The sequence below is a fragment of the Embleya sp. AB8 genome (assembly GCF_049739465.1).
Lineage (GTDB): Bacteria > Actinomycetota > Actinomycetes > Streptomycetales > Streptomycetaceae > Embleya.
In genome coordinates this window covers 33,128-57,238 of the sequence record NZ_JBMHHY010000047.1, presented here as the reverse complement: position 1 = coordinate 57,238, position 24,111 = coordinate 33,128, and the positions used below count along the sequence as shown (strand labels likewise).

The window sequence follows — 24,111 nt, the reverse complement described above, 5'->3', positions numbered from 1 at the left end:
CCCGAGTCCAACCCCGGCGCGAAGAAAGCTCCAGCCCCCACCCGGGACAGCACCGGGGTCGGCAACCCGCATCCCGAACCCGCCGCCCGGGCCCCGAGTCCCGCGTCACCCCCGCTCGGGAGCCCAGCCCCGACCGGGGTTAGCGCCCGGGCGGCACCGAGCAACACCCCAGCCCCCACCCGGAACAGCACCAAAGTCGGCAAACCAAGCCCCCGAACCGGCCCTCCACGCCCCCGAGTCCCGCGTCGCCGCGAAGCGGGAAGCGGGAAGCGGGAAGTGGCTCAACCGTGGTCCGGGGTGAAGAACGGCAGTATCCGTTCCTCGCCCGTCGGGCGCAGGTCCACCCGGACCCGCATCCCCGAGTGGATCTCGGTCGGTTCGACCTCGACCAGGTTGGTGAGCATTCGATAGCCCTCGTCCAGGTCCACGATCGCCACCGCGTATGAACCGGCCGACCCGCGCCCGGCGGGCCTGCGGACCACCGTCCAGCTGTACACGCTGCCCCGCCCCGCGCTGGTGGCCCAGTGCAGCGTGCCCGACGAGCAGCCCCGACACAGCTCGGTGGGCGCGAAGTTGGCCGCCTCGCACTCGGCGCAGCGCTGATAGCGCAACTCCCCCGGTTCCGGCGGCACCCGCACCGACGCGGCGGGAGTGACGGGTACACCGATCTGCGGTCCCAACACGGGTGTCACGGCCTTTCCGTTCCGAACGTTTCGTCGTGCCCGTCGGCGTTCGAGGACGAGCGTTGGCTGCATGCTCGCGCACCAAGCGCGTGGTTGCCGAATCGATCGCACATTCGTTCCCGTTCGGCATCGCTCCCATCACGTCGACTCCCATTCCGCCGACTCCCATTCGAACGCCGGCACCCTGCACCGCACCCGTCCGCACCCCTACCGGCACTCGTGAGGAGGACACCGACAGGACTTCTCGGCCAAGTCACAGACAGGGCTTGCGTGATTGGCGCAGGATAGGTAGCGCAAGTGATCCGCCACGGCGCGTAATCGTTCGCGCGCACCCGAGGCGGGGACGCACAGCAGAGAGGTTGCGCGATGACGGCACAACGCATGGCACCGCGCCCGGATGACCTGGGGCGCGAGCAGACTCCCGGCTCCGGATCCGGAGCGGAGCCCGTGTCCCTGGTCGAGCGCGACTTCCTGCAGCGCGATCTCCACCGCCAGCTGGAATCGGTTCGCGACACCGGCGAGGGCCGACTCGCGGTGATCACCGGACTGGCGGGCATGGGCAAGTCGGCGATGCTCGAGTGGATCAAACGCACCGCCCTGGCCGAGGGTTTCGCCGCCCTGCACGTGGTCGGCTACGACCTGGAGAAGGTCCGGGTATACGGCCTGGTGAAGCGGCTGTTCCGGGATCTCTACAAGCTGGACGACGAAGCTCAACGAAATCGACTCGGCGAGTGGTACGGCATCCTCGGGCCGATCTTCGGGATGAGCCCGCGTCAGCCGGAGGAGTCGCCGGACACCGAGAACGTACGCTCCGGCCTCGACGCGGTGCTGCGCGGCTACGTCAAGGAACGCGCGCCGCTGATCATGGTGATCGACGACGCGCACTGGTCGGACCCGTCCTCGCTGATCTGGCTCACCCAATTGGCGATGCGGATCCGCGACTTCCCGATCCTGATCGTGCTCTCGTATCGACCCGACGAACACGAGCCGGCCCTCGAGGAGCCGCTGCGCGCGCTGGATGCCATCGCGGGCGAGATGTGCGCCAGGCTGATGGAGATCACCCTCGACGGCACCACCACGATGATCCGCCGCCGCTTCCCCGGCCGACAAATCGATCCCGAGTTCGCCGAGCACTGCCACCGCAGTTGTGGCGGCCAGCCGCAGACCGTGCGCGAACTGCTGCGCTACATCGAAGTGAACGGGATCGAGCCGACCGCCGCCGCACTGCCCGTGCACGGCGTGGACATGGAACAGCACGCCGCCAAGGCTTACGCCCGAAGCCACTTCAAGAAGCGCTTCGATCGGCTGGCCCCGGATTCGCGCCGGGTCGCGCTGGCCGCGGCGATCCTGACCCCGCACGTGACCATGGAACGTGCCGCGGAATTGGCCGGGTTGACCCGCGCGGCCACCGTGGTCGCGGCCGCGGATCTGTACCAGCAGGAGATCCTCACCGACGTCGAGGACACACGCACGGCCTGGGGCTTCACCCACCCGCTGGTGCGCCTCGCGGTCTACCGCCACTGCTTCGAGCCGGTCGAGCGCTGCGACATGCACGCGCAGGCCGCCCGGATGTTGCGCGAGGAGCACTTCTCCGCGCAGACCGCGGCCACCCACGTGCTCAAGGTGTTCGACCGGGAGGACCGCTGGGCCGCGAACATCGCGGTGGAGGCGGCCCGCGAGTGTCTGGCCTCCGGCGTCCCCGAGGCGGGCGTGACCTACCTCGAACACGTACTCAAGGAGCTGGCGCCGAAGGACATGCGGGCCAGGATCCACTACAACATCGGCCGCGCCCATTTCGTGAACAATCCCCCGGCCAGCCTCGAACCGCTGCGCAACGCGCTCGCCGAGTCCGGCGAACCGGGCGTGGACGAGCTGCGTACCAACATCGTCGTGGAGCTGGGCCGTTCGCTGGCGTTCTGCGGCCAACTGCCCAAGAGCCTCGAACTGCTCCAGGGCGAGATCGACATCACCCCGGTCAACAAGCGCCAGCGACTCTACGCCGACCTGTTCATGTGGGCCGCGTTCTGGGAGGACGACATCAACTTCGCGTCGCGCGCCCACGACCTGCAGCGGCTGACCGTGCGGTTGAACACCCAGAACGCCACGTCCCGGACGAACTGTTCGATGTTCGCGCTGGTCGCCTGGTACGGCGTGCTCACCGGTCGCCGGCTCCAGACCACCACCAAGTTCGCCCGTGCGGCACTGGGGCCGGAGGCGCCGAACAAGGAGCGGCCGGGCTTCAGTTGGGTCGAGGACGGCTGGGGATTCGAGATCCCGATGGTGCTGACCCTGACCTTCATCTACTGCGACCTGTTCAAGGAGGCGAAGGAACTCCTCGAACGCGGCATGGCCGAACTGCGCGACAACGGCCGCCAACGTGCCCATCTGTCCTACGGCCACGCCTTCCGGGCGATGCTCTACTACCGGATGGGCCACCTCAAGGAGGCCCGCGAACAGGCCCGGATCGGCCTGGAGATGGCCCGCAAACTCGGCGAGGACACACCGTCCCAGTGGTACGCGGCCGGGGTGCTGATCCAGACCCTGATCGCCCAGGGCGACCTCGAGGAGGCCGAGCGGGTGGCCGTACTGATCGGCTTCGACGATCCGGTGAAGGCCGACCTGACCACCCGGGTTTTGCCGGTCCCGGCCATCGTGCTCGCCGAACTGCGGATCGCCCAGGGCAGGCACGCCGAGGTGGTCCAGCCGCTGACCGAACTCGGCGAGCGACTGCGCGCTCGCGGCATGGACAACCCGGCCTGGTGCCCGTGGGGTCTGCTGCTCGCCGAGGCACTGGACGCCAAGGGTCCGCAACACAACAAGAAGCTCGCGAAGGAGGTGGCCAAGCAGGCGGTCGCCCGCGCGGACACCTTCTACGCCCCGGTGGCCGCCGGCCAGGCCAAGCGGGTGGCCGGAATCGTCGAGGACAACGTCGACGCGCAGCAGGCGCTGTGGGACGCGGCGGTCGCCCTGGAGGGGGTCGGCGCCCAGTACGAATACGCCAAGGCGCTGCTCGCGTACGGCGACCGGCTGCGCAAGGACGGCCACAAGCCGGACGCGATCGGCGAGTTGGAGCGGGCCCGGGACACCGCGATGGCCTGCGGCGCGATCCCGGTCCAGATGCGGGCCGCGGAGATGGTCGAGGCCCTGGCCGGCGCGACCGCGCTGCCGCCGGTGGACCACGGGCGGGCGGACGAGGCGGCCGAGTGGGCCAACGAGTACGCCGGCGGCTACAGCCCGTACGGCATCCCGCATCGCGGCGAGGCCCGGCCGGATCCCGACGGGGATCGTTCGGACACCTGGCCGTTCCCGGAGGGGCCCACCCGGCGGCCGGAGTTGGAGTAGGCGCCGCGGGAGCACCGGCGGTGGGTCGCGGGGCGGGCCCCCGGTACGGTGGTGGGGTGATCGACACTGCTGATTCCTCCACCGTTGGTGCCGTCGCCGCAGGTCTCGCGACGATCGCCGCAGACGGCACCGTGCTGGACACCTGGTACCCCGCGCCCGAGCTGACCGCCGGCGACGCGAACGGCAAGACCGAGACCGTGCGCCTGTCCGCGGCCGAGGCCCTGGCGGCACTGGGCGCCGACGCCGCCGCCGGCCTGGGCGCCGACCCGGTCCGCGGCGTCGAGGTCGTCGCCGTACGCACGGTGATCCCCTCGCTGGCCGCCGCGCTCGTGGACACGCACGACGCGTACCTGCGCCTGCACCTGCTCAGCCACCGCCTGGTCCGCCCGCACGGGCAGAACCTGGACGGCCTGTTCGGCGTGCTCCCCAACGTGGTGTGGACCAACCTGGGCGCGGTGCCGGTCGACGGCCTGACCGGCGCCCGGCTGCGGGCCCGCGCCGCCCGGGTCCCGTTCGAGGTGGCCGGGGTGGACAAGTTCCCCCGGATGACCGAATACGTGGTGCCCACCGGCGTGCGGATCGCCGACACCACCCGGGTCCGGCTCGGCGCGCACCTGGCGTCCGGCACCACGGTGATGCACGAGGGCTTCTGCAACTTCAACGCCGGCACGCTCGGCGCGTCGATGGTCGAGGGCCGGATCAGCGCGGGTGTCGTGGTCGGCGACCACAGCGACGTCGGCGGCGGCTCGTCGATCATGGGCACGCTGTCCGGCGGCGGCAAGGAGACCATCTCGGTCGGCGAGCGCTGCCTGCTCGGCGCCAACGCGGGCATCGGCATCTCGCTCGGCGACGACTGCGTGGTGGAGGCGGGCTGCTACATCACCGCCGGCACCCGGGTGACCACGCCCGACGGTGCGGTGGTCAAGGCCGCCGAGCTCTCCGGGCGGGACGGGCTGCTGTTCCGCCGCAACTCGGTCACCGGGACGATCGAGGCGATCGCCCGGACCAAGTCCTGGGGTGCGCTGAACGAGGAACTGCACAAGAACGACTGACGATTCGGTGGTGCCCCGGGCGGGGCCGGCGGTGATCCGCGGGCCCCGCCCCGCTATTCCTCGACCAGGTCGGCCGGCTTGGCGCCGGTGGCGACCGCGCGGATCACCTTGCCGGTCGGGGTCCGGGGCAGTGGCTCGGTGCGCAGCTCCCAGTGCGCGGGGACCTTGAAGTGGGCCAGGCGTTCGGCGACATGGGCGCCCAGTCGCTCGGCGGTGATCGTGCTGCCCGGGGCCGGGACCACGATCGCCTTCACCTCCTCGCCCCACTCCGGATGCGGTACCCCGACCACCACCGACTCGGCGACCTCGGGGTGGGCGTCCAGGCAGTGTTCGATCTCGGCCGGGTAGACGTTCTCGCCGCCGCGCAGGATCAGGTCGCTGCGCCGGGTGGCCAGGTGGAACCGGCCGTCGCGGGCGTAGCCGAGGTCGCCGGTACGCAGCCGGCGGTCCGGGGTGAGCGCCTGCGCGGTGGCCGCCTCGTTGCGCCAGTAGCCGCGCATCACCAGCGGGCTGCGAATCCACAGTTCGCCCTCGACGCCGTCGGGCTGCCGGGTGCCGTCCTCGTGATGGACCGTCACCTCCACGGTCGGCACCGCCGTACCGATCGCGCCCGGTTCGCCCTCCAGTTGCGCGGCACCGGCCGTGGTGGCCACGCCGCCGGACTCGGTCAGCCCGTACCCGACGCCGATCGCGCCCTTCGCGTTCGGGAACACCTCCTGGAGCCGGCGCACCAGTTCGGGCGAGAACGCCGCACTGCCGCCGCCGAGTCGGACGATCGAGGTCAGGTCGCGGGTGGGGGTGTCGGGGTGATCGACCACCCGCCAGCCGACGGTGGGTACGAGCGACCACGTCGTGCAACGCTCCCGTTCGATCAGGTCGAGCAGGCGGGGCACCTCGAACCGGCCGCCGTAGAGCACCATCGTGTGCCCGCCGGCCAGCGCGGCCACGGCGCCCGCGAGCAGGCCGGAGACGTGGAAGAACGGGCTGTTGACCAACCAGCGGCCGGGTGGCGCCTGGGCGACCGCGGCGGCCGGCAGATGCGCGGTGGCTCGGGCGGCGAGCAGGGCCTGGAGGTTCTGCATGGCGACCACGTTGCGGTGGGTCAGCACGGCACCCTTGGGCCGACCGGTGGTACCGGAGGTGTACAGGATCAGCGCCGCGTCGTCCTCGTCGGCCGCGCCCGGGGGCAGTTCGGCGGTGCGCGCGTGGGCGGTCAGGGCGGCGAACTCGGTCTCGATCTCGAGCACGGGCACGCCGAGCTCGCGGGCGGCCGCGGCCGCGCCGCCCAGGCGGTCGAGCCGGCGGCGGTCGGCGACCAGCAGTGCGGGCGCGCAGTCGGCGACGGCGTAGCGGATCTCGTCGGCGGCCCACCAGCCGTTCATCCCGACCGCGATCGCGCCGAGCGCGGCGGTGGCCTGAAAGGCCGTCAGCCACTCGGGCCGATTGGCCGCCAGGATCGCGACCCGGTCCCCCGGACCGATCCCGTACCGGTCGCGGAACGCGTGCGCGGTCGAGGCGACGTCGCGCACGTGTTCGGCGAAGGTGACCCGACGCTCCTCGTGGACGAGGTATTCACGGTCGCCGAACCGCCCGGCCCGCTCGACGAAGGCGGTGAGCGAACGGGGCCGGTCGACCAGGACCCGGAGCGGGACACCGAGCACGTCCTCCTCGGCGAGCGCGAACGGGCCGCCGGGAGCGGTGAGGGCGAGGACCGGGTCGGCGGGCACGGCATCGGGGGCGGCATCCGGGGCGGCGGAGCTGGGGGTGGCCATGGCCGGGACCCTAGAACTCCTTGATCGAGTCATTCAAGTGATCGGGGGTGTGATCTGACACGTGATCAGCTTCCGATGCCGCTACCCCGTAGGGGTAGGGTGTGCGGCGGCGGCGGTCGAGGCAGGGGGGTGGACGACGTGGGCGGGTCGGGACGGAGCCGCGCGCATCGTGCACAGCGCGCCTGTCGCGCTTATTGCGCCTATCCGCTCGCCAAGCTGCTCTTCCTGCTGCTGCTCCTGCTCGGCACGGCCGGCATGCATACACTCGGCCATCCGCAGCAGGAGCCGGCGGCGATGTCGTCCATGACGGCGTCCACGTCGGCGTCCATGTCCGCGTCGGAGTCGGTGTCGGCCGGTGAGCGAATCGAGCACCCCACCGACTCCTCCGAGCACTCCTCCGACCACTCCTCCGGCCATTCCGCGCCGGGTTCCCACTCCGGTCCGAGCCCCGCGTCGATCTGCGTCGCGGTGCTGCTCGGCGGCCTCGCCGTGGGGCTGGTCGCGCTGTGCCGTGCCACCCCCGACCGCCGGCCGAGGGGTACGGGCGGCGCCGAGCACCTGTGGGGCCTGCTGCGGGCCGTATCGCCGCCGCCTCGGCCACCCGACCCGATGTTCCTCTCGGTACTGCGCAGATAGGCCGACGTCGCCGTTACGTCAGCCCTGTTCGCAGTCACGACCGAGAGACATCCCCATCATGAACTCGCAGTCCACCAGGCGGCTTCGGCGCGCCTGCGTACTGACCTCGCTCGCCCTCGCGGGCACCCTCGTGCTCACCGCGTGCGGCAACGACACCAAGTCCGACCGAGCCGGCAACAGCACGCCGCCCGCGACCACGGCGGCAACGGCGAGCTTCGGTGACGCCGACGTGATGTTCGCCCAGATGATGATCCCCCACCACGAGCAGGCCGTGGAAATGGCCCGCCAGGCCCCGACCAAGGCCGCCGACCCCGAGGTCAAGCGGCTGGCGGCGACGATCGAGGCGGCGCAGGCCCCGGAGATCGCCCTGATGAAAGGCTGGCTCACCGCGTGGGCCAAGCCGTTGGCGGCTCCGATGGGCCACGACATGACCGGCATGATGTCCCCCGCGGACATGCAGGCGTTCGGCAACGCGACAGGCCCCGACTTCGACCGCCACTTCCTCGAACTGATGATCGTCCACCACGAGGGCGCGATCACCATGGCCAGGTCCGAACTCACCCAGGGCACCAACCCCGAGGCCCGCCGACTCGCCCAGGCAATCGAGAGTTCCCAGGCGGAAGAGGTGAACACGATGCGACGCCTGCTGGCAGCCAGGACCGGCACCACGCCACCGCCGACCACCCCGACCCACCACTGACACCCCGACCGGGCCGGGTGGTGGGACAAGCCACACAGGCCGACCCCCGGCCCGGTCCGGTCGGCCACCCCGGGGGTGGCAGGGCCGGACCAGGCCACTCGGGTGCCGTTGAAACCGCAACTGAAACCGCAACCATCGAGGTGAACGCAACGGGTGGAGCGGGCGGTTACCCCCTCCCGAACCGGATGGCCCTACACCTGGGGCTCCCGCCTCTCGGCGCCGCGTGGCGTGCGGGTGCCGAGGACCACGAGGACGAGCGTGGCCAGGCCCGCCAGGCCCGCCAGTATCGAGACGGCCGGGAGGATCACGCCCAGGACCGCGCTCTGCGCGTCGCGCCACGCGGAGTCGGTGACCCGGAACAGCCCGATCCCGACGGCGGTCACCCCGAGCAGGGCTATCACCACGTGCCAGATCACCGGGTTCGCCGGGCGGGGTTCGCGCGTCGCGCCGAGTGCCTGGGGCGGGCCGAGGGGGAACGGCGTACCGGCCGCCGCTGGCGGTGCCTCGGTCGGGAGCGGCGGCGCGGCGGCCGATACCACCTCGGCCGAGACCACCTCGGTCGGCGCCGCCGCCGCGGACTCCCGTGCCACCTTGACGGTTTTGTCCCCGGCCCCCACGGGCGCGGGCCCGTCGGGCTTACGCGGGACCTTGACGGTCTCCTCGACCGTCCCGCGTCGCATGGCCGGCACCTTGACCGGCGACTCGCCGTCGTAGGGCGCCTTGCCGACCGGGGCGGGAGCCGCGGCACTCGCCGCGTCGCCCTCCTCCGCGTCCTCCGCGTCCTTGGCGATCCGGACGGCCGGCGTAGCCGCGCGAGCCGCATCGGCGGCGTCCGCGCCCGGCTTCGCCTTGCTCGGCTTGCTCGCCTTGCTCGGCTTGCCGGCGTCCACGGCCGGGCCGGCCACGGGAGTCGGGTCACCGTCGGCCTCCGCGTCCGAACCTTCGCCCGTACTCGGCTTCGCCTTGCCCGGTTTGCCGGTGCGGGCGGCGGGGCTCGCCACGGGAGTCGCGTCGTCGGCATCGTCCCGGCCGGCTGCCGCGCTCGGCTTCGGCCTGCTTGTTTTGCCGGTGCGGATGGCCGGTGTCGTCACCGGGGTCGCATCGGTGGCGGCCTCATCGTCGCGGCCCTCGGCCGGCTTTGGGTTGCCGGTGGGCAGGATCGGTGCCGTGACCACGGTCGTGTCGTCGGCGCCCTTGTCGCGGGTCTTCGTCTTGCTCGGTTTGGCCCTGCCGGTCTTCTTCGGGCGTACGGCGGGAGGTGCGTCGAGCCCGGCCGGGGTCGCCTCGTCGGCTTCCGGGTCCGCCAGGCCCTCCGCGGCGTTCGTGGTCGGCTTCGCGTCGGCCCCGCCCGGTGCGGCGGGCTCGGCGGTCGGCGTCTGCGCGTCGTCCCGATCCGGGCTCGCGGCGCGGGTGGATACCGGTGTCGTGTCGTCTGCCGGGGCTTCCGGGGCGGACTCGGTCGCCTCGTCGACCGTGGACACGGCGGCGGCGCCCCGGACGGCGGGCGTGGACACGGGCGTTGCGTCGGCGTCCTCGGCGGTCCGTACGGCGGCGGCCACCTCCGCCGATGCGGCCAACGCGGCCGACGCCGGGACCTCGGTCGTCTCCAACTCCGCCGCGTCCGCGTGCGCGTCCGCGCCATCACCTGGTTCCGCGTCCTCGGCCGCCCCATCGTCCACGCACGCATCCCGCGCCGCGTCCGCACTCACCTTCTGGGCCGCGCCTTTGCCCGCGCCGCGCGCCGCACCCGCGTCCCCGCTCGGCTCGGCGTCGGCATCGGCATCGGCGTCGGCGTCGGCGTCGGCAACTGTCGCGTCGGCAACCCGCCCCGCGCCCGCGCCTCGGCTCGGCCCCGCGTCGGCGTCCGCTGTCGCGTCCTCAGCCGCGCGCCCGGTCCTACCCTCCGCCGTCGCCGCGCCCTGCCCACCAACCGCCGCACCGTCCGTACCAACCGCCGCCGCAGCCACGGCAGCTCCCGCGCCACCCGCCGCTCCGGCAACCGCCCCCGCAGCCTCCACACCGTCCGCCGCCGCAGCAGCAGCAGCCCCGACAACCGCCTCCGCCGCAGCTGCCTGCGCCACCCCCTCCGGCAGCCACCCCTCACCCGCCGCGTCCCGCGCCGCGAAGCGAGCCACCAGCTGCGCCGCCGTCGGCCTGGCCGTGGGGCGCTTCTTCAGGCAGTCGGCGACTATCTCCCGCAGCCAGTCCGGGAGTTCGGTCAGGTCCGGCGACTCCCGGACCACCCGCTGGGCGATCTCGGCCGCCGAACCCGCGCCGAACGGGTCCACGCCCGCCGCGTGGCACAGGATGCCGCCGAGGGCGAAGACGTCGATCGCCGAGCCGATGGAGCCGCCGGTGACCTGCTCCGGTGCGGGCAGGCCGGGGATGTCCAGCACGCCGGTTCGGCTCATCCCGGCCGAGCCGAGCGCGCGGGCCTGGGCGTAGTCCGCGACCCGTGGGCCATCCGTCGCCAGCAGTACGTTCGCCGGCTTCAGGTCACGGTGCGTCAGGCCCGCCTCGTGCACGGCGGCGAGGCCCTCGGCCAACCCCGCGCCCAGCGTGCGCAACGTGGCCTCGGGGAGCGGGCCGTGGGCCGCGACGGCCGCCGCCAGGGTCGGGCCCGCCACGTGTTCCACGACCAACCACGGCGGCGTGCCGTCGAGGTCGGCGTCCAGGACATGCGCGACGTGCTTCCCGCCGACCTGCCGCGCCGTGACCAGGTCCGCCCGGAAACGGTCCAGGAACGTTTTGTCGGACGCCAGATCCGGCCGGACCAGTTTGACCGTGACGTGCTCGCCGCCGGGCGCACGGCCGAGGAACACCGTTCCCAGTCCGCCCTGCGTCAGTCGGCCCGACAGTCGATACCGCCCGACAACTCCGGGATCGCCCGGCTTCAGCGGATCCATGACTGCCGCCCCCTCTTGTACGTGCTGCGCCAAGGCAGGGAGCGGCTCCAGGGCATTCCTCCGGCCCTGTCTGTCTCGCCTCCCCGCGGACTTTGCCGCAGCCTACCTGCCCACCCGCGGCCCCACCGAGGTCCGGGACGGACCCGTCAACCTCTTGTTACCGACTCGGCACGACCGCCGAACCACCGACGGATCACCGGGACATGTCCGGATTCGCGGCTTTGACCACGCCGGGCCGCGCCACTAGCTTCACGACGACACACCGGCACACCCGCCCGGTTCACCCCACCCCATCCACCCCATCCCACCCCGCACGCTCATCCGCACGAGGGAGTCGACCCGATGGCGATCGTTCTGGGGCCCAACCGATACGGCAAGGCGGAGGTACGGCTGGTCCGGCTGACCCGGACCAGCACGACCGAGCACGAACTGTGCGACCTCGACGTATCCGTGTCGCTGTCCGGGGACCTCGCGGACACCCACCTGCGCGGGGACAACGCCAAGGTCCTCCCGACCGACACGATGCGGGCCGTGGTGTACGCCTTCGCCCAGGACGAACCACTCCCCGCGATCGAGGAGTTCGGGCTGCGCCTGGCCCGCCACTTCGTCGCCGCCCACGCGCCGATCGACACCGCGCGGGTGCGGCTGGTCGAGCATCCGTGGCTACGCATCCCGGCCGGCGACGGGCCGCATCCGCATGCCTGGATTCGGGGTTCGGGGGCTCGCTACGCGGGCGTGCTGCACGGGCCGGCGGGCAGCGAGGTGTGTTCCGGCATCCAGGACGTGACCGTGCTCAAGTCGGCCGGGTCGGAGTTCCATGGGTTCCTGACGGACCGCTATACGACACTGGCACCGACCCGGGACCGGATCCTTTCCACGAGCATCGAGGCGCGCTGGCGCCGGCCGCGTACCTGCACCGGACCCACCGACTGGGACGCCTCGTTTCGCACCGCGCGCGACACCCTGCTCCGCACCTTCGCCGAGACGCACAGCCTGTCCCTGCAGCAGACGTTGTACGCGATGGGCGAGGCGGTGCTGGCCGAGCAGGCGGAACTGGCCGAGGTGCGGCTGACCTTGCCGAACCGGCACCACTACCCCGTGGACCTGAGCGCGTACGGGCAGGAGAACGCGGGCGAGGTGTACGAGGCGACGGATCGGCCGTACGGGCTGATCGAGGGCAGCGTCCGGCGCGACGACGCGCCCGAAGCGTCGGCCGAACTCCCCTGGGAGTAGGCCGAGACCACACCGGGACACCCATCCGCGATGGCGGTGCGATGCCGATGTTTCCTGGGTTGTTGCATACTGCTTGAGTCAATGGAAGCAATGGCTGTGAATAGCGTCAACAGGACATCGTCGGACATGCCTCGTCGCTCCCCTGTCATCGACTCTGCGTTGTTCACGATCCCGGCCGCAAGGAGGAGGAGACGGTGTCCACCAGCCCGCGGGTCACCGCTGCCGAGATCGCCCGCATCGCGGGTGTCGGGCGTGCCGCCGTCAGCAACTGGCGTCGGCGGTTCGACGACTTCCCGAAGCCCGTGGGCGGCAGCGACGCAAGCCCGACGTTCGCGCTGTCCGAGGTGGAGAGCTGGTTGCGGGCTCAGGGCAAGATCGCCGAGGTGGCGCCCGAGGAGCACCTGTGGCACCTGGTCGCGGCCTCGGGCGACGTCCCGGGGCGGCTCGCGGACATCGGCGACCACCTGCTGGCCGGCACGCCCGCACGGGTCGGGCCGTACGCGGACCTCCTGCGCGCCGCTAGCGACCTGGCCGCGACGCGCGGCGCGCCCGCCGTGTTCGCCGACCTCTACGCCCGATTCGCCGATTCGCCCGCCGGCCCCGGCGGCGCGACCCCGCCGGCCACCGTCGCGCTGATCGCCGAACTCGCGCGCGCCGGGCGGGAGTCGGCGGTCACCGTACTCGACCCCGCGACCACGCACGGCGACCTGCTGCTCGGCTTCGTCCGGTCCGCATCCGCGCTGCGCGGCCAGACCGCGGCACCGGCCCTGGCCCGCCTGGTCCGGGCCCGACTCGCGCTGCACCCGGACGCGCTGCCGGACACCGACATCACCATCGCCGAGGGCGACGGACTGCGCGCCGACGCGTGGCCCGGCGCGCTGTTCGACACGGTCGTGGGCAACCCGCCGTTCAACGACCGCAACTGGGGGCACCACGAGCTGGCCTACGACCAGCGCTGGGAATACGGCCTGCCGCCGCGTACCGAATCCGAACTCGCCTGGGTCCAGCACGCCCTCGCACACGCCGAGGTCGGCGGGCGGGTGGTGCTGCTGATGCCGCCGGCGGTGGCGGCTCGCGGCTCGGGGCGGCGGATCCGGGCCGAGTTGTTGCGCCGGGGGGCGCTGCGCGCGGTGTTCGGGCTGCCCGCCGGGGCCGCGCCGCCGCTCGGGGTGGCGCTGCACCTGTGGGTGTTGGAGCGGCCCTCGGACGCGTTGCTGCCCTCGCATGTGTTGTTCGCCGAGGTCGAGGACTTGGCGCGGGCGGATGCGGCGGTTCGGGCCTGGCACGACTTCCGGGCCGATCCGGCCGGGTTGACCGAGCTGCCCGGGCACCATCGCACGGTGCCGCTGATCGAGCTGCTCGACGACGACGTCGACCTGACCCCCTCGCACAACCTGCCCGCGCGCACCGATGCGAACGTGGCCGAGCGGGTGCGGGAGACCCGCGAACGGCTGCTCGCGCTGCTCGGCCGACTGCCGAACCTGGTACCCGCGGTGCCCGCCGCGCCGGCCGCCGAGGCGGGCGCCGCCGGGTGGCGCTCGGTCTCGCTCGCCGACCTGGCCCGCACCGGCGCGATCACCCTGCACCGCAGCGCCTCCCGGTCCGGTCCAGGCGGCCACGAGACGCCCACCGGGCCGACCGTGCCGATGTTGACCACCACCGACCTGGCCGCCGCCGTCCCGCCCAGCGCGCGGCTGTCCGCGGCCGAGGCGGACCAGGCGCGACATCCGCGGATCCGGGCGGGCGACGTGATCGTGCCGACCCTGCTCGGCAGCGGGGAGAGCGGATGGGCGCGCGCGGTCCGGGTGGCCGGCGTCGCCGAGCAGGACGCGGTGCTGGGGCCCAATCTGCATCTGCTGCGCCCGGACCCGGCCACCCTCGATCCGTGGTTCCTGGCCGGGTTCCTGACCGATCCGGCGCACGCCAGGCGGGCCGGCTACGGGGCCGGCATCGTGCGGGTCGACGTGCGGCGGATCGAGATCCCGCTGCTGCCGCCGGACCGGCAGCGCGCGTACGGCGAGACCTTCCGGGCGCTGCGCACATTCGTGACCGACCTGCGCGACGCGGCGGCGCTGGGCGAGGACCTGGGCCGGGGGCTGCTGGAGGGCCTCACCGCGGGCCTGCTCCAACCGCCGGGCCGACCGGGCCCGATCCGGCGTGGATCGTAGGCGTCCGGAGGCGCCGGCCCGCGTCTGCCGAGAGCGGTCACGCAACGTCGCCCCGAGGCGATCCGATCGTGTGCTCCGGCATGAGGCCGCATGGGTGACCCCCGGAGCGGGAAGCCGAAACACGTATACGTTGCGACGTGAGGCAGCAATGACTCTGGGCATCTCGACCCGCCACCCTGGGTCAGGTGATGCGGCTCACGGTTTGTCGCCCAGGTGGGAGGTGGCTGCGAGGCCGCCTCGCGCGCCTGCTATTCGTACTGATGCACACATGTCACAAAGACCGGAACCGCACGGACACGATCCGGGTGGCTGCCGGAGCCTGAGCCGAGAAGTAGGGGACCCCCATGAGCGAGGACTCGGTAGTACTGCGCCACCAAGGAAACGAGCACACCCTCCCGCTGGTCGAGGGGACCATCGGCGACACCGCCGTGGACATCTCGACACTGCGCGCCAAGACCGGGCTGGTGACCTACGACGGAGGGTTCGTCAACACCGCCGCGTGTAAATCGGCGATCACCTTCATCGACGGCGAGGAGGGCATCCTTCGCTATCGCGGTTACCCGATCGAGCAGATCGCCGAGCAGGGTACCTTCCTGGAGACGGCCTACCTGCTGATCTACGGCGAACTGCCGTCCGTGAGCGCGCTGGACAACTTCCGCGACGAGATCACCCAGCACACCCTGCTGCACGAGGACGTCAAGCGGTTCTACGACGGCTTCCCGCGCGACGCGCACCCGATGGCGATGCTCTCGTCCGTGGTGTCCGCGCTGTCGACGTTCTACCAGGACAGCCACAACCCGTTCGACGAGGAGCAGGTCCGGCTCTCCGCGATAAGGCTCCTGGCCAAGCTGCCGACGATCGCGGCGTACGCGTTCAAGAAGTCGGTCGGCCAGCCGATGCTCTACCCGGACAACTCGCTCGGCTACGTCGAGAACTTCCTGCGGATGACCTTCGCGGTCCCGGCCGAGTCGTACAAGGCCGACCCGGTCGTGGTGGACGCGCTCGACAAGCTGCTCATCCTGCACGGCGACCACGAGCAGAACTGCTCGACCTCGACGGTACGGCTGGTCGGCTCCAGCCAGGCGAACATGTTCGCGTCCATCTCGGCCGGGATCAACGCGCTGTGGGGCCCGCTGCACGGCGGCGCCAACCAGCAGGTCCTGGAGATGCTGGAGCAGATCAAGAACGACGGTGGCGACATCGACTCCTTCGTGAACAAGGTGAAGAACAAGGAGGACGGTGTCCGCCTGATGGGCTTCGGGCACCGGGTCTACAAGAGCCGCGACCCGCGCGCGACGATCATCAAGAAGGCCGCCGACGACGTCCTGTCCCGGATGGGCAAGAAGGACGAACTCCTGGACCTGGCCATGCAGTTGGAGGAGCGGGCGCTGGCCGACGACTACTTCGTCGAGCGCAAGCTCTACCCGAACGTGGACTTCTACACCGGGCTGATCTACCGGGCGATGGGCTTCCCCACCGAGATGTTCACGGTGTTGTTCGCGATCGGCCGGCTGCCGGGCTGGATCGCGCACTGGCAGGAGATGATCGCCGACCCGAAGGCGAAGATCGGCCGCCCGCGCCAGGTCTACACGGGTATCGCGCTGCGCGACTACACCCCCATCGGTGCGCGCTGAGGGTAGGGAACACGTGGGAACGGTCTTGGTGTCGAGGTTCGCGAACGAGGTTCGCGGGCGCCGACGCCAAGACCGTTTCGGTTTTGGGGCGGGTTGGTTCACTCCGGACGGGTGCGGTCACTCCCGACGAGTGTGGTCACCCCCGACGGATGTGCTCACCCCTGCGGGGTCGTCACCGAAGGGCCCTTTCCGGTGGCCGCGTCGAGGACGTACAGGTGCCGATCGGCGCTGCCCACGAACAGCAGGCCGTCGGCCACCACGGGTGAGGTGACCCGGCCGCCGGTGGTGAACCGCCAGCGGGGTTCGCCGCTCAGGCCGACCGCGATCACCGAGCCGTTGCTGCTGCCCGCGTACACGATGTCGTCGGCGACCACCGGCGAGGTGACCCAGCCCTCGGCGCCGAACCGCCACACGCAGCGTGTGGTGTTCACGTCGACCGCGTAGAGCCCGCCGTCGCCGCTGCCGAAGAAGGACAGGTTGCCCGCCGTGGCCGGCTGCGCGACCGGGCCGCCCGCGCCGAACCACCCGCGCATCGCGCCGTCGGTGGCGTTGAGCAGGTAGAGGTACTGGTCGGTGCTGCCCACGTGCACTATGCCGCCCGCCACGGTCGGCGAGGACACCCAGCCGCCGGTGGCGAACCGCCAGCGGCACCAGCCGGTCGCCGCGTCCAGCGCGTACACGCAGCGGTCGCTGGAGCCGAAGTAGACCGTGCCGTCCACCACCGTCGGCGAGGTGGCCCAGCCGCCGGTGGGGAACCGCCAGCGACATCGCCCGGTGGCCGCGTCCACCGCGTACAACGCGTTGTCGCTGGACCCGAAGTAGACGGTGCCGTCGGCGACCACGGGAGCGGCCACCACCTCACCGCCGGTGGGGAAGCTCCACCGCCACTGACGCGACGTCAACTCCAGTGCGTAGACGTGGTTGTCCTGGCTGCTCAGGTACATCAGCTCGCCGTCCACGGCGGGCGGGTGCGACCAGCCCGACGAGTCGAACCGCCATTCGCGGGTGGCCAGATGCAGCGTGTGCAGCCCGTTGTCGTTGCTGTGCACGTGTACCCGGGCGGTGCGACCGGAGCCCGCGCGCACCGGCGGGGTGAGGATCTCGCCGGTCGCGGTGAACCGCCACACCGGCGAGGTCTCCAGGCCGCCGGTGGGGGTGCGCGGCGGCGTGGGGTGCTGGCGCGGTACGTCGGGCCCACCCTCCGGCCACGTGACCGGAGAGTTGGGTATCGGCGCGGGCGGCCGGGCCACTCGCTCGGTGGGCAGCGCGGGCGCCGGGGCGGACGTGGACACCCGATGCCCGGCCACCGGCAGCGGGCCGGGCGGGCGACCGGTCACCGGCGTGTTCGTCGGCGGCGCCGGCGGCCGGGGCGGCGGCTTGCGGGTCGGGTTGCCCGGCGGGCGCTGCGGCGGCGGGGGTGCGGCCCGGTGCGGCTCCAGGCGCGGCACGGGGCGCGGTTCCTCGCGTACCTGGTTGGGCAGCTTGCCCATGTTGTTCGGGTCCGGGCGCACATTCTCCGGCAGTTCGGGCTGCTCCGGCTCGACCACGTCGCGCACGGGGGGCGTGCGCGGACCCATCGTCGGGCGGTACTGGCTCTCGAACCGCTGCACCATCGCCGACGCGTTGTCCGGCAACTGGCTGTCCGCGCCGCTGTCGTCCAGGAGCGGGGCGAGTTGGTTGAGCAACTGGGTCGGGCTCGGCCGGTGTTCGGCCGCGCGCTGCATGCACAGGTTGACCAGGCCGGTCAGCTCCGGCGGCAGGCCGCCCAGGTCCGGGGAGCCGGTGACCAGGCGCAGCAGCGCCTCGGCGGGCTTGCGGTCGGGGTAGGGCGAGTGCCCGGTGGCCGCGTAGACCAGCGTCGCGCCGAGCGAGAACATGTCGCTCGCGGGGGTGATGTCACGGACGCCCTGGGCCTGTTCCGGCGACATGTACGCGGGGGTCCCGACCGCGACGCCGGTCATCGTCAGCGATCCGAAGTCGGCCGCGCGCGAGATGCCGAAGTCGATCACCTTGGGGCCATCGCTGGCCACCAGCACATTCGACGGCTTCAGGTCGCGGTGCACCAGGCCGGCGGCGTGTACGGACTCCAGTGCCTCGGCGATGCCCGCCGCCATCCAGCGCACCGCGCGCGGCGGCAGTGGCCCGCACGCGCGGACCAGCGACTCGAGCGAGGGCGCGGGGACGTACGCGGTGGCCAACCACGGCACCGCGGCGTCGGGATCGGCGTTGACCACGGCGGCGGTGAACACGCCGCTGACCCGGCGGGCCGCGGCCACCTCCTGGGCGAAGCGTGCGCGAAAGCCCGGATCGCCGCCCAGCTCCGAGCGGATCGTCTTGATCGCGACGAGTCGCCCGAAGGGCGAACGCCCCAGATAGATCCGGCCCATGCCGCCGGCCCCGAGTCGGCCGAGCACCGCATAGGGGCCGATCCGTTCCGGATCCCCCTTGGCCGGTGGCTCACCCGGCCATCCGTGTTCCGTCACAATCCCCCCGAAGTCGCCCCACCGCCCATCATCCCCGCCGAGCGGCCGTTTCGACAGGAACAGGCGGGAGGAGTGCCACGGCGCCGGTCGTCCCGTCGTCGCGCTGTAGGTGCCCCGGGGTGGAGCACCCGCTGCCTGTCGCAGGGTACCCGCCTGCTCGCCCTGCCGCCCACGCCGCGTCCCGCTTCGCCGGAAAGCCTGGGGATTCCCCCAGCCCCCGATCACGAAGAGTGGTGGCGGAAGCGGAAATTCCCGTGCCGATCGGTCCGAATCGGACGCATTGTGCTTGCGCATACGAACACCCGGGCCGGTTCTGGGTGAACCGGGCCCGGGTGTCGCGGTATCGACCGATTGTCGGAACGTCGGGATGTCGGTACATCCGACCGGTGGTGGGGGCGGATGTATCCCTTGGCGTCGTCCCGTTCCGGCCGTTGGTGCGGCCTAGCGGTCAGTGCAGGCCGGCGGGGGCATCGGCGGGCAGGTCGGACTTGTCGACCCGGAGCACCGCCACGGCGATCACGGCGGCTACGGCGAGCAGGATCGCGGCGGCCAGGAAGCCGGCCGTGTACCCGTCGGTGAGGGCGAGTTTGATCGAGTGCGGATCGAACTTCGCCTTCTCGCCCAGCTTGGCGATTTGGTCGTCCATCGTGCTGCTCTTGCGGTTGGAGTAGATCGTGGTCAGCACCGCGATCGCCACCGCGCCGCCGACCTGCTGGGTGACGTTGAGCATCGCGGAGCCGATGCCCGCGTCCTCCGGCGCGATGCCGGCCACCGCGGTGGACATGATCGCGACGAAGATCAGGCCCATGCCGAGGCCGAAGACGACCATCGCGGGCAGGAGGCCCGTGACGTAGCTGGAGTCGACCTCGAGCAGGGAGAAGTAGAACAGCCCCGCGCCGGCCAGGATCGGCCCCACGGTCAGCAGTACGCGCGGCCCGATCCTCGGCAACATCACGCTGGTGAACTGGGCCGAGATCATCACGCCCGCGCACAGCGGGAGATAGGCCAGACCCGCCTTGATCGGCGAGTAGCCGGCGACGATCTGCATGTAGAGGGTGATGAAGAAGAACGAGCCGAGCATGCCGCCGGCGGCGAGTGCCATCACCACGTAGCTGCCGGACCGGTTGCGGTTGCGGAACATCCGCATCGGCATCAGCGGTTGCTCGACCCTGAGTTCGATCACGATGAAGGCCGCGATCAGCACCGCGGACAGGATCAGCGAGCCGATGGTCAGCGCGTCGCTCCAGCCCTGGTCCGCGGCGCGGATCACGCCGTAGACGAGGGCGGTCACCCCGAGTGTGGAGGTCAGCGCGCCCGGGATGTCCAACCGGCCGCGCCAGATCGCCTTCTCGCCGGTCTTCGCGTCGTCCGGGATGGCCAGCGGCAGGGCCGCCACCAGGGCGATGCCGATCGGCACGTTGACGAACATCACCCAGCGCCAGGACAGATACTCGACGAGCAGGCCGCCGAGCAGCAGGCCGACCGCCGAGCCCATGCCCGACACCGCGGCGTAGACACCGAACGCCTTGTTGCGTTCCGGCCCTTCCTCGAAGGTGGTGGTCACCAACGACAGGACCGCAGGGGCCACCAGCGCGCCGCCGACGCCCTGGAGGGCACGCGCGGCGAGCAACAGGGCCTCGTTGCCCGCGAATCCGCCGAGCAGGCTGGCGACGGTGAACACGATCAGGCCGAGCGCCAGCATCCGGCGTCGGCCGAAGAGGTCACCGAGTCGACCGCCGAGGAGCAGCAGGCCGCCGAAGGTCAGCAGGTAGGCGTTCATCACCCAGGAGAGCGATGTTTCGCTGATGTCGAGCGCCTTGCCCATGTCGGGCAGCGCGATGTTCACGATGGTCGCGTCCAGCACGATCATCAACTGGGCCCCTGCGAGCAGGGCCAAGGCCAAGCCGCGGCGCGCGTGCGGCGCCTCCGCGGTTTGGGATCCGGTCGAGCCGGCGACCTCGGAAGGTGCCGTCGTCATGGATTGCCTCGCATTACTGGTTACTAGTGGACGTGAGCGTTCTCTACGCGAATCTAGGGCTTAAGCCTTAGAGAACGCAAACGTTTTCTGTACCATGGCGAGCGGAGGCGAGAGTGAGCACAGGAGTACGCGCGGGTCACGTCGAGACAGCCCTGCTGGTCACCGACTACAGGCAGCGACCCCGAAAGCGCGGCATCACGCTGGAACGCGCGATCACCGAGGCGGTGATCGCCGAGCTCGGCGAGCGCGGTTACGGCGCGCTCACCTTCGAGGGTGTCGCGACCCGCGCGGGCACCGGCAAGTCGGCGCTGTATCGCCGCTGGCCGGACAAGTTGAGCATGACCGCCGACGCCCTCCGGGCCGCCCTCCCGGACCCCGAATCGTTGTCCCTGCCTGGTGAGTTGCGCGCGGACCTGATCGTCTACCTGAATTCCATCGCGCAGGGCATGGCGGGCTCGCTCGGCCTGGGCATGCGGGTGCTGTGCGGCGAGATCAGCCGACACCACGAGTTCGCCGAAATGTGGGAGCACCGGGTGATCGGCCCGTGGCAGACCCGCCTGACCGAGCTGATCGCCGACGCGATCGCCCGCGGCGAGGCCCGCCCGGGGGCGCTGGCCCCCGAATGTGTCCTGGCCGGGCCGTCGGTGCTGTGCCAACGCTTCACCATGACGGCCGTCCCGATGACCGGGCCCGAGGTCGAATCCCTGGTCGACAACGCCCTGTTGCCGATGATGGCGGCCCGGCCCTGAGCCCGATCGGCCCGGAGGTGGTGCCCACCCGCTGCGCCCGTCGCGTTCGGCGCGATGGTCGCGGTCCCACCGGCTCGCGGTCGGCCTGATCCGGCCCCGCCTCACCCCCGGGCCGACCCCCTCGGCCAGATCACCCGTACCGGCTTTCCCGCTGCTCGGGCCCTGGTGACCACCTCGTAGGTGCCGCCACGCGCCGGGTCGGGCCGGCCGTCCCAGACGGCGAGCAGCACGTCCGCCGCGGCGACCAGGGCCGCGTTGGCCGCCGCGTAGGCGTCCCGGGAGGCCCTCGCGTACGGCAGTACGCGGACCTCGGCGGCGTGTGCGAGCAAGTGGTCGAACTCGGCCCGGTAGGCCGCGCCGACCTTGGCCTCGCCGTAGTCCGCCGAGGGCAGCAGGACCACCAGCCGCCCACCCAGGTCCAATACCGCCCGGGCGAAGATCGCGTCCGCGCCCGCGGCCAGGCAGCTGTAGCCGAGCAGTTCCTCCCGGGCGACGCCGGCCAGCAGTTCCCGCAGCGCGCGGTCTACCAACGGCACGGTGTCGGCCGAGATGTTGATGTGGCCGGTGATGCCGTAACTCGCCCCGCGCACTCCACACTCCACCCGTTCGGCGACGAACCGACCGATCCCTAAGCCGACACGTCCCCCGTCAAGGTCGCCCGCAACGCATCCAGGACGCCCGAATCCTCGATCGTGGACGGTGGTTCGACCACCCGCCCATCCGCGATGTCGCGCATCGTCCGGCGCAGAATCTTGCCCGATCGGGTCTTCGGCAGCGCGGCCACCACGTCCACTCGGCGCAATGCCGCCACCGGGCCGATGGTGTCCCGTACCCGGCGGACCAACTCGGCGGACACCTCGGCCGGTTCGCGCACGACGCCCGCCTTGAGCACCACCAGACCGCGGGGCACCTGGCCCTTGAGCTCGTCCGCCACCCCGATCACCGCACACTCCGCGACATCCGGATGGCCGGCCAGGACCTCCTCCATCGACCCGGTGGACAGCCGGTGTCCGGCGACATTGATCACGTCGTCCGTCCGGCCCATCACGTACACGTAGCCGTCCTCGTCCTTGCGCCCGCCGTCGCCGCTCAGGTAGTAGCCCGGATAGGTGGTCAGGTAGGAGGCGATACAACGCTCGTCGTCCCCCCACAGGGTGGCCAGCGTCCCCGGCGGCATCGGCAGTTTGAGCACCACGGCCCCATCGACGCCCGGCGCCACCTCCCGCCCCGCAACGTCCAGGATCCGTACGTCGTAGCCCGGCACCGGCAACGTCGCCGAACCGGCCCGGGTCGGGTGCGGCTCCAGCCCCATCGGGTTCGCCACGATCGGCCAACCCGTCTCGGTCTGCCACCAGTTGTCCACCACGGGGACTCCGAGCAACTCGCCCGCCCAGCGGTAGGTTTCCGGATCCAGCCGCTCGCCCGCCAGGAACAGCCCACGCAGCGCGGACAGATCGTGCCCGGCCCGCAGTTTGCCCGCCGGGTCCTCCTTCTTGATCGCCCGAAACGCCGTCGGCGCGGTGAACAACATGGTCACCCGATGCTCGGCGGCCACCCGCCAGAACGCGCCGGCGTCCGGCGTGCCGACCGGCTTGCCCTCGTACAGCACCGACGTACAACCGCTCAGCAGCGGCGCGTAGACGATGTACGAGTGCCCGACCACCCACCCGACGTCGGAGGCGGTCCAACTCACCTCACCCGGCCGCACGCCGTACACGTTCTCCATCGACCAACGCAGCGCGACCGCGTGCCCGCCGTTGTCCCGGACGATGCCCTTGGGCGGCCCGGTGGTTCCGGACGTGTAGAGGATGTACAGCGGATCGAGCGCCGAGACCGGCACACACCCGGCCGGCTCGGCGGTCGCCATCGCCGCGTCCCAGTCCAGGTCGCCGTCCGTCAACTCGGCGACCAGCTGCGGGCGTTGCAGGATCACCACCCGATCGGGCCGATGCACGGCCTCGGCCAGCGCCGCGTCCACGAGCGGTTTGTAGGCGATCGTCCGGGTCGGCTCGATCCCGCACGACGCGGCCACCACCACCTTGGGCCGCGCGTCGTCGATCCGCACCGCCAGTTCGTGCGCCGCGAAGCCGCCGAACACCACCGAATGCACCGCGCCGAGGCGGGCGCAGGCGAGCATCGCGACCACCGCCTCCGGCACCATCGGCAGGTAGAGCACGACCCGATCACCCTTGCCCACCCCGAGCCCGCGCAGCACCCCGGCAAACCGCGCGGTCAGCTCGAGGAGTTCGGCGTAGCTCAGGGTGCGCCCGGTCCCGGTCACCGGCGAGTCGTGGACGATCGCCGGCTGCGCTCCGCGACCGGCGGCCACATGCCGATCCAGCGCGTTGAAGCACGTGTTCAGCTCGCCGTCGGGGAACCAGCGGTACAGCGGCGCGGCCGAGTCGTCCAACGCCCGGGTGGGCGGGGTGATCCAGTCGATCGCCTCGGCCGCCGCGAGCCAGAACCCTTCCGGATCGTCGAGGCTGCGCCGATAGGCCGATGCGTACGCCCCGCCCGTGTCCCGGCTCATCCGCGATTCCTCCCAGTGGTCCCGGCGGGCCGCAGCGTGAGCGTGCCGCCCGCCGGCAGGATCCCGACGCGACGGCCCGAAGTCAAGACACGCGCACGCCCGTTCGAAGCCACGTCGGCCTCGACGCCGCCGATCTTCGGCGGCAGCCGAACGTCGGCCGGCACTCTGGGCCACCACGCCTCACGCTCGACGAACGCACCGGGATCGGCGGCGGCGATCTTGGATTCGGGCTTGGATTCGGGTCA

Annotated in this window: 15 protein-coding genes; 8 read left to right on the top strand and 7 right to left on the bottom strand. The window is 71.8% G+C overall.

Annotation, left to right across the window (positions count from 1 at the left end):
- Nucleotides 1-281: 281 nt before the first annotated feature.
- Nucleotides 282-692, bottom strand: coding sequence for a Zn-ribbon domain-containing OB-fold protein (locus ABIA38_RS43015; protein WP_424644479.1), 411 nt, complete (start codon nucleotides 690-692; stop codon nucleotides 282-284).
- Between the two features lie 357 nt (nucleotides 693-1,049).
- Here ABIA38_RS43015 and ABIA38_RS43010 point away from each other — a divergent pair, with 357 nt between their 5' ends.
- Nucleotides 1,050-4,025: an ATP-binding protein gene (locus ABIA38_RS43010; protein ID WP_424644478.1), complete on the top strand. Its 2,976-nt coding sequence runs from the start codon at nucleotides 1,050-1,052 to the stop codon at nucleotides 4,023-4,025.
- A gap of 56 nt (nucleotides 4,026-4,081) precedes the next feature.
- Nucleotides 4,082-5,077: a 2,3,4,5-tetrahydropyridine-2,6-dicarboxylate N-succinyltransferase gene (dapD, locus tag ABIA38_RS43005; RefSeq protein ID WP_424644477.1), complete on the top strand. Its 996-nt coding sequence runs from the start codon at nucleotides 4,082-4,084 to the stop codon at nucleotides 5,075-5,077.
- Nucleotides 5,078-5,130: 53 nt separating this feature from the next.
- On the opposite strand, the gene ABIA38_RS43000 is transcribed toward dapD, so the two are convergent.
- Entirely contained in the window at nucleotides 5,131-6,849 is a 1,719-nt protein-coding gene (locus ABIA38_RS43000; RefSeq protein ID WP_424644476.1) for a class I adenylate-forming enzyme family protein, read from the bottom strand.
- A gap of 129 nt (nucleotides 6,850-6,978) precedes the next feature.
- Here ABIA38_RS43000 and ABIA38_RS42995 point away from each other — a divergent pair, with 129 nt between their 5' ends.
- The gene (locus ABIA38_RS42995) at nucleotides 6,979-7,485 is read left to right on the top strand and encodes a hypothetical protein (protein ID WP_424644475.1); all 507 of its coding nucleotides are present in this window, start codon (nucleotides 6,979-6,981) and stop codon (nucleotides 7,483-7,485) included.
- 58 nt (nucleotides 7,486-7,543) lie between these two features.
- Nucleotides 7,544-8,185, top strand: a complete 642-nt coding sequence (locus ABIA38_RS42990) for a DUF305 domain-containing protein (protein ID WP_424644474.1) — start codon at nucleotides 7,544-7,546, stop codon at nucleotides 8,183-8,185.
- 191 nt (nucleotides 8,186-8,376) lie between these two features.
- Here the strand turns inward: ABIA38_RS42990 and ABIA38_RS42985 are convergent, their stop codons facing one another.
- Nucleotides 8,377-11,091, bottom strand: coding sequence for a protein kinase domain-containing protein (locus ABIA38_RS42985; protein WP_424644473.1), 2,715 nt, complete (start codon nucleotides 11,089-11,091; stop codon nucleotides 8,377-8,379).
- A gap of 342 nt (nucleotides 11,092-11,433) precedes the next feature.
- On the opposite strand from ABIA38_RS42985, the gene pucL reads away from it, so the two are divergent.
- The 3 genes from pucL to ABIA38_RS42970 all read left to right on the top strand — a co-directional run bounded on the left by pucL (nucleotide 11,434) and on the right by ABIA38_RS42970 (nucleotide 16,126).
- Complete coding sequence (gene pucL / locus ABIA38_RS42980) at nucleotides 11,434-12,324, top strand: factor-independent urate hydroxylase (protein WP_424644472.1); 891 nt, start codon at nucleotides 11,434-11,436, stop codon at nucleotides 12,322-12,324.
- Between the two features lie 194 nt (nucleotides 12,325-12,518).
- Complete coding sequence (locus ABIA38_RS42975) at nucleotides 12,519-14,492, top strand: N-6 DNA methylase (RefSeq protein WP_424644471.1); 1,974 nt, start codon at nucleotides 12,519-12,521, stop codon at nucleotides 14,490-14,492.
- A gap of 344 nt (nucleotides 14,493-14,836) precedes the next feature.
- On the top strand, nucleotides 14,837-16,126 hold the full coding sequence (locus ABIA38_RS42970) for a citrate synthase (protein ID WP_424644470.1): 1,290 nt from the start codon (nucleotides 14,837-14,839) through the stop codon (nucleotides 16,124-16,126).
- 155 nt (nucleotides 16,127-16,281) lie between these two features.
- Here the strand turns inward: ABIA38_RS42970 and ABIA38_RS42965 are convergent, their stop codons facing one another.
- On the bottom strand, nucleotides 16,282-18,609 hold the full coding sequence (locus tag ABIA38_RS42965; protein ID WP_424644469.1) for a PQQ-binding-like beta-propeller repeat protein: 2,328 nt from the start codon (nucleotides 18,607-18,609) through the stop codon (nucleotides 16,282-16,284).
- Nucleotides 18,610-19,057: 448 nt separating this feature from the next.
- The gene (locus tag ABIA38_RS42960) at nucleotides 19,058-20,587 is read right to left on the bottom strand and encodes a DHA2 family efflux MFS transporter permease subunit (RefSeq protein ID WP_424644468.1); all 1,530 of its coding nucleotides are present in this window, start codon (nucleotides 20,585-20,587) and stop codon (nucleotides 19,058-19,060) included.
- A 113-nt stretch (nucleotides 20,588-20,700) separates the two neighbouring features.
- Between ABIA38_RS42960 and ABIA38_RS42955 the strand changes: the two genes are divergently transcribed.
- The gene (locus tag ABIA38_RS42955) at nucleotides 20,701-21,336 is read left to right on the top strand and encodes a TetR/AcrR family transcriptional regulator (RefSeq protein ID WP_424644467.1); all 636 of its coding nucleotides are present in this window, start codon (nucleotides 20,701-20,703) and stop codon (nucleotides 21,334-21,336) included.
- A gap of 101 nt (nucleotides 21,337-21,437) precedes the next feature.
- On the opposite strand, the gene ABIA38_RS42950 is transcribed toward ABIA38_RS42955, so the two are convergent.
- Together ABIA38_RS42950 and ABIA38_RS42945 are read right to left on the bottom strand one after the other, a co-directional pair.
- A complete protein-coding gene (locus tag ABIA38_RS42950; RefSeq protein WP_424644466.1) occupies nucleotides 21,438-21,926 on the bottom strand; it encodes a hypothetical protein in 489 nt (162 codons plus the stop codon).
- 38 nt (nucleotides 21,927-21,964) lie between these two features.
- A complete protein-coding gene (locus ABIA38_RS42945; protein WP_424644465.1) occupies nucleotides 21,965-23,866 on the bottom strand; it encodes a propionyl-CoA synthetase in 1,902 nt (633 codons plus the stop codon).
- Nucleotides 23,867-24,111 lie beyond the last annotated feature (245 nt).